The organism is Edaphobacter sp. HDX4, assembly GCF_036877565.1.
Lineage (GTDB): Bacteria > Acidobacteriota > Terriglobia > Terriglobales > Acidobacteriaceae > Edaphobacter.
On the sequence record NZ_JAEDXW010000025.1, the window covers coordinates 25,251 to 37,764 of the forward strand.

Consider the following 12,514-nt stretch of genomic DNA (forward strand, 5'->3'; position numbering starts at 1 on the left):
GATGTCAGCGTAGACGTGGCCGGTCGCAATGCCGAGGTTAATACCTACCCCAGATCGCGAGCCCAGTCGCTGTTTGCACGAGTGCTTCGAAAGTACGAATTTTTATAGTCTTAGCGCGGCTGTTAGGAATAAAGACGATGTCATCTGCATGCAACTCAAGGTCGGGCGATTGCGCTGTCAAAATAGTATTGAGTGGAATTGGAGTTTGTTGTGGCGTGTCCCCGGTGGTTTTGTGGATGAGCATGGCATCTTTAAGCGAAGCTGTAGGATTCGTTCCGTGTGCCACGGCAACGGCCTGAAGAACGGTTAGGTGCGGATTATCAAGGACTATTCCGGTTGGTTCCTTCACGTCGCCAACGACATACACCATCCCGGCTTTCGAGACCACAACCGTATCCCCCGGCTGCACCGCGACGTTTGTCATTTCACCATCAGCCTGTGAGAGAGGGAGGGTTTCAGGTCTATCCTTCGCGCCGCGATGAGTGATGGTCACGATCTTTCCGGCTCGTGGAGTCAGCCCGCCACCCGCTGAGATGGCATCGAGAAGGGTTCTATTGCCAGGTAAAGGATAGATGCCAGGCTTTTGCACTTCGCCCAGGACGGAGATACCCGCAGCAGCATAGTCCTTTACGAAGACCGAAACCTGAGGATCATTGAAGAATCCGTTCTCCTGCAGCCGCTGCGCGATCGCAGCTTCTGCCTGAGGCGTAGAGAGGCCTGCAATCTTCAGATTGCCCAACATCGGCAGAGAAGCGTAACCGGTGGAGGTTATCCGAACTTCGTAACGGTATTCGGGAGCTCCGGCGACGGCCACGTCCAGCAGATCTCCACTTTCGAGGATGATGTCCGCTGACGTGAGATGGGATGATGTCTCAGAAGCGGGAGGGGGTGGCACTATGGGGGGCGCAGCAGCAGGCGTCTGGCCAAAACCTGGAGTCAGGGTAAGGGCCACGAGCAAGACAAGAGCCAAGGCTGAGTTCAAACAAGTCTTATACATATGTGCTCCTCGGCGCAGATGTCGTGTCTATTGGGTTGTCTTCGAGGTAATCGCGATGATCTTCGGTGGAACATAAGTGATCTGCAAAAAGAAGGTTAGTGGCTGGAAGGAGATCGAGCATTGCCCAAAATAGCCGACAAAGTACCTGCACCATAGACCGCATGAAGGAGAAAGAGAGAAAGGGGCATGAGGAGAGGCTCCAGCGATCGCTCTCTCCAGGCGGTATGCCACGAAGCTGTGACGCACACGAGGCTATACAGTGCGACGAGCAGGATCAGGGGTAGGCTCATCCAGGACTGGGCGTGCGTCATAATTGAGTACCCCGCCACCAACATACTTAGGCTGAGTGCCAGAACGAATGCGCCGGGAACGAAATGGCGCATGGACATGGACGCAGGATTCATTTTGACGCTGATAATGTTCCAGTAGCCGGTTTTGTAAGCGTACCGAGCGAGCGATAGAAGATCCTTGCTAACGAAGTATTCGCAGCACGTCTTGTCTGTGATATACAGTTTGTGGCCTTGTGCACGGAGTCTCTGGTTCAGATCGTTATCCTGGTTGCGATGGAGTGCGGTGTCGTAGCCACCCACACTTACAACGGTGCTCTTTAGGAAGAGTGGATAAGGAATGGAGTCTGCGAATCCTGAGGCTCTGGTTCGCATAGATCCGGAAGATGTTCCGAATGGATGAGACAGGGTCCACGCTATAAGACGAGCCTGGAGACTATCTCCCCCGGGGCGCACGATTACCCTTCCACTACAACCTGCAACCCCGTGAAGCTTGAGTTCGTCAAGGCAGGTGGCGATATAGTTATTCGCATAGCGGGTATGAGCTCCTAAGATGCAGATGTACTCTCCTCGAGCCTTCTCGATACCCAGATTAAATGCGTATGGGGTCTTCCGGTGCTTGTTTGTGATGAGCTTGACGCGAGAGTCGTAACTCGCGACCCGCTTGACGATATCGCCGGTCGCGTCTGTGGAATCGCCGTCCACAACGATGATCTCGATGTCCCACCCCGTGGTTTTCTGCTGCAGAAGTGAGCTGAGGACCAGCTCGATATGCCTCTCTTCGTTGCGGACGGCCATAATTGCAGATACAAGAGGGCTTCTGCTCTCGTCGACAATCGAATTTGAATGATCTATAACCATGATTCGAATAACTAGCAACGAACAATCTTTGTCGAACTTAGCCCGCGAGTAGCATTGCGGGTATCCACAATGAGCTGAGCGTCTTGAACTATTTGTGCATAGTCGTAGCTAGAATGGTCCGTTAGGATTACCACACAATCGTATTGGCCGATGTCCTGGAGCGGAACGCACTCTAACTGGAGATCGTATTTTCGTCCCTTACCAATCCTAGGGAAATACGGATCGTTATATCCGACGACGGCTCCGCTCTTCTGTAACGTCTCGATGATAGTTATAGCCGGGGATTCACGAAGATCGTCGATATCCTTCTTGTAGGAGACTCCAAGAACCATAACTCTGGCGCCCTTGAGAGCCTTACTCCTTGCATTGAGTGCTTCCGCAATAAATTCGACCATATGGTATGGCATCGCCATATTGATCTCGCCCGCGAGTTCAATAAAGCGCGTTGCAAAGTCGAACTCTTTAGCCTTCCATGAGAGATAGAACGGATCGATGGGAATGCAGTGCCCCCCCAAGCCCGGACCAGGATAAAAGGGCTGGAAGCCGAAGGGCTTTGTGCTGGCCGCCGCGATAACCTCCCAGATATCAATTCCCATTCGAAGGCATAGAAGCTTCAATTCATTGACGAGCGCAATATTCACGCAACGATAGATATTCTCGAGTAGTTTCGTCATTTCCGCGACGCCTGTGCTCGAGACAGGTATAGTTCGTCGAAAGATGGAGCCGTAGAGTTCGGCGGCGATTTCGCTGGCATAGCGGTCCATGCCCCCGACGATCTTCGGAATATCGCTTCGCGCGACAGTGTTATTCCCCGGGTCCTCTCGTTCCGGTGAGAATGCCACGAAGACCACATTGCCCCCCTGCTCCTCATTCCGGGAGACACGCAGTTCTGAACCATTACCTTCTTCCACCAGAGGAACCACGATTTCTGCTGTCGTTCCCGGATAGGTTGTGCTCTCAAGGACGATTAGCTGGCCAGGCTTCAGGTAAGGTACAACCGAACGGACCGTTTGAGTAATGAAGCTCAGATCCGGCTCCCGGTATTCCGTAAGAGGTGTGGGGACGCAGATGATGACCGCATCCATACTCGAGATGCGTTCGAAATCCGCAGTAGCCTGGAAGCCATGGCTGGTAGCGAGCGCGATATCGGCCTCCGGAATACGGCAGATATAGGATCGCGAGGATGTGAGCATGTCGATCTTGCTTCGATCGACATCGAAGCCCGTCACCGGAAATCCCTGTTCCGTGAACAACAAGGCCAGAGGAAGCCCGACATATCCAAGTCCTATAACCCCGATATGTGCGGTCCTCGAATTAACCTTGTCGACAAATTCTTCCTTTAGCGCGATTGCGGAGGGCGATTGAGTCGTCGTAAGTGTCGGCATCACGATTCCTGCTGAGTAGGATTATTTAAGGCCCCAAGTACGAAGATGGTATTCGTCATAAAGCGGCCGATCTCCCCGGGTTATCGACCAGTGTCAGCGGCCTGGCGAGTTGTGCTTCCGCTGCATCCATCTCCAGCACAATTGCTTGCTGGATAAGCTGGAGAGACACAACCAAGCGCATCTTCCCTTTACGCCGAATGATTCGGCCCTCAAAGTTTGCAAATGGTCCGGACGTAACCCTTATCTGCTTTCCAGCGGCAAAGAATGAATAAGGCTCGGCCTTCCAGACGGAGAGCACGGATCTCAGTCGTTCAACTTCCCCGTCGGGAAGAGCGGTCGCTATCCCGTTGAAGCCCACGAGGCGAATTACTCCAGGGTGAGACAAAACTCGTGCTCTTTCCGTTATGACGATCTTGACAAGCACATATCCAGGAAACAGCGGTAGATCAAGTTGTACGATACGGTGATTCCATTTACGCGTGGATGCGTAGAGTGGCAGATATGTCTCCAGACCTTGGCGGACGAGATGGTCTGCGATCGACTTCTCGTGACGGGGCAGCGTGTATACGGCGTACCAGTGTGGCTCCAGATCCGTGGTGGCCGTTGAATCTTTCTGTGACACGACCCTACCTTCCTAACTGCCCGATGAGCGGGCCGAAGTTGGTTGTAGTGAGCCGGCGGCTGGCAGCCTTATGGTAACTGGAGGTAATGGAAGTGGCCGCCGCAGCCTGCATAACTAGCTCAAGTGCCTGGCCCGTTTTCAAGATCGGACCCTAAACTTAGATATCCCGGGAACCTGCGTCTGTGCGGCAACGCACATTATTGTTTCAAAACTGCGAAAGCCGTGATTTTATTGATTGATGGCGCTCGACGGTGCATCCATGGCTGCATCGTAAGTTACTGAGTTAGCCAAGTAGAAAAAATATGGTCATCACTATGTAATTTATTGCACAGACGCGAGGGCCTAGATGTCTTGCAATTTAGTAGCAATTGCTGCATGCGGTCATATCCACCTTGGACAATCTAATGCATAAAGAGAGCGAACGCCGTCAGGTCCTTCTATTACTCCACGACGTCGACGAGACGCGCTACCTAATGGAGAAGATGCTCAGTAACAATAGTCATTGTGTGGTGGCGTCGAGGAATGAAGAAGATGCGATCTCACGGGCTCGGACAGATCCACCGGACGTGGTTTTGATGGACCTGGGCCGTGGGCTCAAGGAACATCTTGTAATTGCGCAACGAATCCGCCACAACGCTGGGCTTGGCGCAAATGTGGCGATCGTTCTATTTGGTGAGCAGACGATCCCGGAAGGTGCCGAGGTGGAAGTTGATAGAAATATCTATGCAACGCGACCAGATAACTTCTCTCAACTGAGAGACTTCCTTCAGCGCCTTCTTCATTAGCATCACGCCCCTACTTGCTGACTCTGGTCTACCGCTTCTCAGCGAGGAGGCGGTCAAATTCTTCTACCGTTTGATAACATTCGCAGACCATAAGTTCGAGGCCTTTTCGGTCTACGATCGTGATATGCCCGCGGGAATACTGGATCAGGCCCAAGTCCTGCAGATGTCCAGCCGCAATAGTTACGCTTTCGCGTCGACCGCCGAGCATATTTGCGATGTATTCCTGTGTCATGCGGATTTCAGCGCCCTTGACGCGGTCGTGACACAAAAGGAGCCATCGGCACAGACGCTGCTCTACCGAGTGAAGTCGATTGCAGACAGCCGTTTGGGAGATCTGGACGATCAGCGCTTGCGTATAACGCAGCAGGACGCGTTGGAGAGATCCATTACGTGCAAACTCCGCCCTTATGAACCTAGCCGGCACTTTAAGAGCGTCGCCCGCGATCTGCGCAACGGCACGATGCGGAGGGGCGCTTCCCCCCAGAAATGAAGCGATGCCTATAACACCGTCGTTTCCTATAAGAGCCATCTCGGCAGTCGCTCCGTCGTGCGTGGTGTAGAGGCACGACACAACACAACTGCATGGGAAATAGACGCTATCAAGCGGGCCGCCCGCATCATAAAGCACATGTCCAAGCGGAAGGGATACATATTGCACAACTGGAGAGAGGCGCGCGCGTGCTTCCGCCGAAAGTGAGCGCAACAAACTATTCTCCAGAAGTTCCTGCGGTTTTGAAGCTCTGAGCATCCATGACCTCCAGCCCTAGGGGAATGTAACCGTGGTCTTCGCTCATTAGTGGAAAGTAACTATCGCTTTCTTTAGACCATTTGATAGTCCCGGGGAGTTGGTTGGGGGAAAGCACTCTTATATGCCTGGGCCCGTGAATGCCACCTGCAAGACTGCTTATGCCCTAAGTGGATCCCTCACCCCGCGATACTCTATTACAAAAGTGGAAGCTATGCCTAGAGCGAGATAAGTGTCGTTCTGGTTATGACGCGGGTTATGCATTATCTAACGCCTAAGTACGCGAGTTTTTTTGAGGCTATGTGATCTAACACACCGACGCAAAAGAACGCAGGGCGCTAGGGTTGGATGCGGTCCGAGGGGAGCTCTGGGTTATAAGCGCTCTTCTCAGGTGTGTGTCGTTCGACCCCGGGAATATGCCGCGATGTCCGACACGGGCCTATTTTGTAAGGGACCATTGGTCGGGCCAGAAACTAGAAAACGACGTAAGTCATATAAAAATCATGAACTTACCCCAGTATTCCACTGCGGTTGAGCTTGGCGAAGCCCCGCCTGCGGGGATACAGAGAGCGCGACCTAGAAGACCTCATCCACCCTGCAGACGTCGCGCGAGTGAGTGGTTACGTGCGTTCGATGTTGTGTTGCAGCAGTGGCGCTGGTCGGCCCTATTCGCTCTTGTTGTAGCTGGGACTGTCGTGGTGGCGACTCTGGCAATGAAACCTGTTTATGAGTCGGAGGGACGCCTGCAGATTGATCCGCCCGGAGCCGAGGTCTTTTCTCTTGATGCCAGTGGCGTGGGACTGATTGATTCGGAATATATCGCGACCGAGGCACAAAAGCTCCAAACCGATGACATGGCACTGCAGACAATCCAAAAGCTTCATCTGGAGTCCAACCCCGAGATCCTGTCAAATGCGACGAAGAATGGTGAGGGGAACGCATCCGACGGATCGCCGGAGAGAGAGACTGCGGCTATTCGGAACTTCAAATCAAAGATATCCATTCGACGGGATCCTTCTAGTCGCCTGGTAGGAGTAACATTCGCTGCGCATGATCCACGCCTTTCCGCCGATGTCGTCAATACGCTGATGGGCCTCTTGGTGGAGCAGAATCTGCAGGCACGCCGCCAGGCGATCGAAGAGTCTTCGGCATCGCTGTCGGGGCATCTCGATGACATCAGAGCCAAAATGCAGGCGTCTGCCCGCGCCCTCTCTGAGTACGGCACGAAGACGCGGATAGCGGACGTCGATCCGAACTCAAATACCTATGCAGAGAAGATGGGCGACCTGAACAAGCAGCTGGCCCAAGCTTCGTCTGACAGGATCCAATTTGAATCGTTTCTAGCTAGAACTAACGCTCCTGACGCGTTACCTCAAGTCCGCAGTAACCTCGTTATCCAGGCCCTTACGCAGAAGCTTGCTGAAAGTGAGGCCCAGCTCGCCCAGTCTCGTGTGATTTACGGCCCGAATCATGCGGAGGTGCGGAAGCTGGAGAACCAAGTAGCGGAGCTGCAAAATCAGATCAAGTCGCAGACCGCGGTGATCGTATCTGAACTCCGGACGAACTATCGTGCAGCCAGGACTCGCGAATTTCTATTGAGTGGAGCAGTCGATAGCGCGACCCAAGATCTTGCGGTGCTATCGCAGTACAACGTCCTCAAGCGCCAGGCGCAAGCCGATCGAGATTTGTATGACAATCTCTACGCGAAGGTCAAAGAGGCGGGGATTGCCGCGGCATCGAAGTCGAGCAACATTCATATTGTGAGCCGGGCGCGAATACTTGACCGTCCGACCCGCCCGCGGCGGACACTCAATATACTGGGGGGCATCTTTTTAGGGCTGATTGGCGGCGTGGCATTGGCGTTCATAAAAGATCGCCTCCAAGATCGCATTCACACGGCCGAAGAGGTGCGCGACTGGACCGGCCTGCCGGCCGTGACGGTAGTTCCAATCATCCAGCGGAAGCAGAACGAAACAAGCGGAGGCTCGACAAATAGAAGCCAATTGAAACTAGAGTGCGAACGCGACAGCGGTCACATTGGACCAGATTGCTTCTTCCTGAAGCGCCCGGACTCGCCTGAGTCGGAAGCAGTAAATACCCTGAGAACGATGTTGTTTGTATCCCGTCCGGAGCGCGCACCAAAGGTCACCCTCGTCACTTCGCCTCTTCCCGGCGAAGGCAAAACTACTCTCTGCAATAACCTGGCAGTGGCGCTCGCAAAACACGGCAGGACATGCCTGGTTGACGCGGATCTCAAGATGCCCATGGTGGGCAGGAGCTTCAACCTCACACGGGAGACCGGACTGGAGCATTACCTCCAGGGGACTGCAACGCTCGAACAGGTGATGTCTCCTATGGACGAGATAGCTAATCTCACAATCATTCCTGCGACTTTGCCCACCGAGCATAGTAATTATCTGCTGACAGGAGATCCGATCAAAGCGCTGATGAATCGTCTGCGAGAGAGCTTTGATTTCGTCCTCATTGACACCCCCCCAATACTGCTCTATGCGGACGGCCTGGCCGTTTCCACCCTTGTTGATGGTGTGATTTTAGTAGGCCGTGCAGGTCAAACCCCTCGAGGTGCAATAACGCGGAGCATGGACCTACTTGGGATGGTGAAGTCGGCCCCGATCCTATCGATTGTCCTCAACGGAGTGGATGAACACCATAGATACGGCGCTTATAGCTACTAGTCCTTGCAAGTTCTGCATGCGGAGCCGCCCGGGGATAGTCGATCCAGCTTGGACTATCCATGTGGATTGAAGTACATGACCGGTTTTCAGGAGGAGTCGCTTGATCACAGATATGTCCACTCAGCGCGATTTGTCGGCCTCCACAGGAGCCGCGGGCACCGGAATCGTTTTCCTGGATCTAAAAGCTCAATTCGCGACAATCCGTGAGGAGCTTATAGCGGCAGCCACAAGAGTTCTGGAGTCGCAACACTTCATTCTGGGGCCCGAGGTTGAGGCATTGGAGCGTGAAGCAGCACAGTATGTTGGGGCGAAGTTTTCCATCGGATGCGGCTCCGGTTCTGACGCTCTCCTGCTGGCCCAGATGGCTCTTGGAATCGAGCCAAACGATGAAATCATCACGACGCCATTTACCTTCGGCGCAACGGCAGGTTCCATCGCCCGTATAGGTGCCAGGCCAGTCTTCGTTGATATTCGGTCGGACACATTCAACATCGACGAGAGGCAGATCGAGGGAGCGATCACATCAAGAACCCGCGCCATTATGCCTGTTCACCTGTTCGGGCTGCCGGCGAACATGGACGCAATTCTGAAACTGGCAGAAAAGCACCATCTGGCAGTAATAGAGGATGCGGCGCAGGCGATAGGCGCACGATGGGAGCAAAGGGGAGTTGGCAGTCTCGGAACCCTTGGGTGCTTTAGCTTCTTCCCCTCCAAAAACCTGGGTGGAGCGGGAGACGGGGGGATGGTCACAACGAACGATGGGCAATTAGCTGAACGGCTCCGCATTCTGCGGGTGCATGGTTGTCGAGAGAAGTACCACTATGAGCTTCTTGGGATCAACAGCAGGCTCGATGCGTTGCAGGCCGCACTGCTTCGAGTGAAGCTTCGTCATCTGGACGAGTGGGCAGATCAACGGCGCAGAAATGCTCTTCGATACCGTGAGTTGTTCGCGAAGCACGAACTGGCCCAAAGACTAGCGTTGCCTTATTGCAGCCATCCGAAGGGCCACGTCTATAACCAATATTCCATTCGAGCGTTGCGACGTAACGAGCTGCGAGCGCACTTACAAGCTCAAGGAATTCCGTCAGAGGTCTACTATCCGAGCTCGCTCCATCTGGAGCCAGCGTTCGCATATCTGGGTTACGGGGCCGGAGACTTTCCCAATGCAGAGGCCGCCTCGCAGGAGGCACTATCGTTACCGATCTACCCGGAGCTGCCGCTGAAGGACCAGTGCGCGGTCGTCGCGAGCATAGCGCAGTTTTATCGAGGTAATCACTAGTTATCAAACCCTTAGCCAACCCCGAAGGAGAAAATGGATGCTACCGAAGATTGCGGTTATTGGAAATGGATATTGGGGAAAAAATCTCGTACGGAGTTTTCATGCGCTTGGAGTGCTGGCTTGCGTGTGCGATTCGAACACCTCAGCTCTCGATGATGCACGCGCCAAATTTGGAGTCGGAACCTGCTCATCCTTTGAAGATGTTCTGAGTGATTCCGGGATCGATGCAGTCGCTATCGCTGCGCCCGCCGCACAGCACTACCAACTGGCAAAAGAATCCATATTGGCTGGCAAGGATGTATATGTCGAGAAGCCCCTGTCGCTGCTTGCGAGCCAAGGGGAAGAACTTGCGAGGATTGCGGAAGAGCGGAACAGGATCCTCATGGTCGGCCATATTCTCCAATATCATCCGGCGATTCTGAAGCTCAAAGAGCTACTCGGAGCCGGAGAGTTGGGGAGAATTCAGTACATTTATTCTTCGCGCCTAAATTGGGGCAAGCTTCGCACAGAAGAAAACATACTGTGGAGCTTCGCGCCACACGATATTTCCGCGATCCTTTATCTCCTTAACGAGATGCCGGTTAGCGTGACAGCCACAGGCGGGTCGTACATAAACCCAAAGATCTATGACACGACAACCGCTGCCTGTGAATTCGAAAGCGGTGTGAAAGCTCACATCTTTGTAAGTTGGCTGCATCCCTTCAAAGAGCAGCGCATGGTGATAGTTGGAGAGCAGAAGACAGCGGTGTTTGACGACGTAGAGAAAGACCGGAAGCTAATTCTCTACCCGCACCGAATCGATTGGGTGAACCGGCTACCAACGGCGTGCAGGGATGAAGGACAGGTGATCTCTCTTCCGGACGTTGAGCCCTTACGAAGAGAGTGTGAGCAATTTATTGAGAGTATCGTTACACGCGTACCGCCGCGAACTGATGCACGGGAAGGTCTCAGGGTGCTACGCGTGCTCGATGCGTGTGAGAGATCGTTGCGTGGTCATGGCCGAGCCGTCGCGCTGGGAGAAAGAGCGCCTGAGTATTTCGCAGACCCGACTGCCATTATTGATCCGGGGTGTGAGATCGGCGAAGGAACGAAGATATGGCACTTCTGCCATATCATGACCGGCTCTCATATCGGTCGGAACTGCAACCTTGGACAAAATGTCGTAATCAGCCCTTCAGTAAAGATAGGCAATCGCGTGAAGATTCAGAATAACGTCTCGGTCTATACAGGGGTGGAGCTGGAGGACGACGTCTTTTGTGGTCCATCGATGGTGTTCACCAATGTAATGAACCCGCGCAGCCACATCGAACGAAAACACGAGTATAGGCGAACACTTGTTAAGCAAGGAGCTTCGATCGGGGCCAACGCAACTATCGTGTGCGGGGCTACGCTAGGGCGATATAGCTTCGTGGCAGCCGGCGCCGTGGTCACCCACGACGTTCCGGATTACGGCCTGGTCATGGGTGTTCCTGCGACGTTGTCTGGATGGGTCTGTGCTTGCGGGGTCCGGCTGTGTGGCGCCGATGAAATAACATGCGCTGCATGCGGCCGTGACTATCAAGTAAGTGATAACACGTGCCGAGAGTTGGTTTCCACGTCTGTTGTAGCGGCCTGAACGGGTCTTTTGTCCTGCTGACGAATTGACGTCTTCAACTGGAGTGTTGCCATGCAAGATAATTTCATTCCTTTTCATCGCCCTTCGATTGGGCAAGAAGAAATCTCCGCCGTCCAACAAGTCCTTGAGTCTCACTGGCTGACGACCGGCCCGGTCACCCAACAATTTGAACGTGAGTTCGCGGACTTCGTCGGGTGCAAATATGCGGTCGCCGTAAACTCGTGCACGGCGGCACTCCATCTAGCACTTGAGGCCATAGGTATCAGAGCTGGGGACGAAGTCCTGGTACCAACGTACACTTTCGCCGCAACCGCTGAGGTCGTAGTGTATCTGGGAGCGACTCCCGTACTGTGCGACAGTGTAGCGGGAGGTTTTAATATTGATCCCGTTGACGCCGCAAGAAAAGTCACTCCCAGGACGCGAGCGATCATAGGTGTTCACATGGCAGGCGAGCCGTGCAACCTGCAGGCACTCCGCGATCTTGCAGACCGCAATTCCATTCACCTGATTGAAGACGCGGCCCACGCCATTCCAGCAAGTTATTGCGGTCGGCGCATTGGCTCCATATCCGAGGTTACAGCCTTCAGTTTCTACGCTACTAAGACAATTACCACCGGCGAGGGAGGGATGCTAACCACAAATGACGAGGTATATGCCAAGCGAGCCTCTGTGATGCGATTGCACGGCATAAGTGGCGATGCGTGGAAGCGGTACACCAACCAGGGTTCGTGGTACTACGAGATTGTCGATGCGGGATTTAAGGCCAACATGCCTGATCTGCTCGCCGCCCTGGGACGGGCACAGCTGAAAAAGGCGGAGACGTTCTGCAAGCGTCGTCGCGAAATCGCGGACCTATATTTTCGCCGACTCGCTGGTGTTGACGAATTAGAGATGCCTCCTGTTGGAGATGCGAACGTCGAGCATTCCTGGCACCTGTTTATTTTGAGGCTCAGATCAGAGATGCTCACAGTAGGACGAAATCAACTGATACAGGAACTGAAGGAGGGTGGGATCGGTACGAGTGTCCATTTTATTCCGCTGCACCTGCACCCCTATTATCGTGATCGGTATGGTTACCGCCCGGGAGATTTGCCCAACGCTGAGGATGCGTTCGCACGGTGTATCTCCCTACCGATCTATCCGGATATGACAGACGCCGAGGTTGACCGCGTCGCGGGCGCGGTCGAACACTTCGTACAGAAGAATTGTCGTCGGGTCCCGGCGTGTGCTTCTTAGGAGTAG

General features: G+C 53.8%; 10 protein-coding genes. 5 read left to right on the top strand and 5 right to left on the bottom strand.

Annotation, left to right across the window (positions count from 1 at the left end; all coding sequences use genetic code 11):
- Positions 1–37: 37 nt before the first annotated feature.
- From JAO29_RS19475 to nusG, 4 genes are all read right to left on the bottom strand, one after another.
- The gene (locus tag JAO29_RS19475) at positions 38–997 is read right to left on the bottom strand and encodes a polysaccharide biosynthesis/export family protein (RefSeq protein WP_334269938.1); all 960 of its coding nucleotides are present in this window, start codon (positions 995–997) and stop codon (positions 38–40) included.
- A gap of 95 nt (positions 998–1,092) precedes the next feature.
- Complete coding sequence (locus tag JAO29_RS19480) at positions 1,093–2,082, bottom strand: glycosyltransferase family 2 protein (protein ID WP_334269939.1); 990 nt, start codon at positions 2,080–2,082, stop codon at positions 1,093–1,095.
- A 74-nt stretch (positions 2,083–2,156) separates the two neighbouring features.
- Positions 2,157–3,530 carry a nucleotide sugar dehydrogenase gene (locus tag JAO29_RS19485; protein WP_334269940.1) on the bottom strand — a complete coding sequence of 458 codons (1,374 nt, stop codon included), beginning with the start codon at positions 3,528–3,530 and terminating at the stop codon, positions 2,157–2,159.
- A gap of 55 nt (positions 3,531–3,585) precedes the next feature.
- A complete protein-coding gene (gene nusG / locus JAO29_RS19490; protein ID WP_334269941.1) occupies positions 3,586–4,152 on the bottom strand; it encodes a transcription termination/antitermination protein NusG in 567 nt (188 codons plus the stop codon).
- Positions 4,153–4,625: 473 nt separating this feature from the next.
- On the opposite strand from nusG, the gene JAO29_RS19495 reads away from it, so the two are divergent.
- Positions 4,626–4,937, top strand: coding sequence for a hypothetical protein (locus tag JAO29_RS19495; RefSeq protein WP_334269942.1), 312 nt, complete (start codon positions 4,626–4,628; stop codon positions 4,935–4,937).
- A 28-nt stretch (positions 4,938–4,965) separates the two neighbouring features.
- Here the strand turns inward: JAO29_RS19495 and JAO29_RS19500 are convergent, their stop codons facing one another.
- Positions 4,966–5,640 (bottom strand): Crp/Fnr family transcriptional regulator, encoded by a 675-nt coding sequence (locus tag JAO29_RS19500; RefSeq protein ID WP_334269943.1) that lies wholly within the window; start codon positions 5,638–5,640, stop codon positions 4,966–4,968.
- A gap of 755 nt (positions 5,641–6,395) precedes the next feature.
- On the opposite strand from JAO29_RS19500, the gene JAO29_RS19505 reads away from it, so the two are divergent.
- The 4 genes from JAO29_RS19505 (at position 6,396) to JAO29_RS19520 (ending at position 12,508) form a co-directional block, all read left to right on the top strand.
- Positions 6,396–8,378: a GumC family protein gene (locus JAO29_RS19505; protein WP_334269944.1), complete on the top strand. Its 1,983-nt coding sequence runs from the start codon at positions 6,396–6,398 to the stop codon at positions 8,376–8,378.
- 100 nt (positions 8,379–8,478) lie between these two features.
- Entirely contained in the window at positions 8,479–9,657 is a 1,179-nt protein-coding gene (locus JAO29_RS19510; RefSeq protein ID WP_334269945.1) for a DegT/DnrJ/EryC1/StrS family aminotransferase, read from the top strand.
- Positions 9,658–9,694: 37 nt separating this feature from the next.
- Positions 9,695–11,272: a Gfo/Idh/MocA family oxidoreductase gene (locus JAO29_RS19515; RefSeq protein WP_334269946.1), complete on the top strand. Its 1,578-nt coding sequence runs from the start codon at positions 9,695–9,697 to the stop codon at positions 11,270–11,272.
- Between the two features lie 51 nt (positions 11,273–11,323).
- Positions 11,324–12,508, top strand: coding sequence for a DegT/DnrJ/EryC1/StrS family aminotransferase (locus tag JAO29_RS19520; protein WP_334269947.1), 1,185 nt, complete (start codon positions 11,324–11,326; stop codon positions 12,506–12,508).
- Positions 12,509–12,514: the final 6 nt, after the last annotated feature.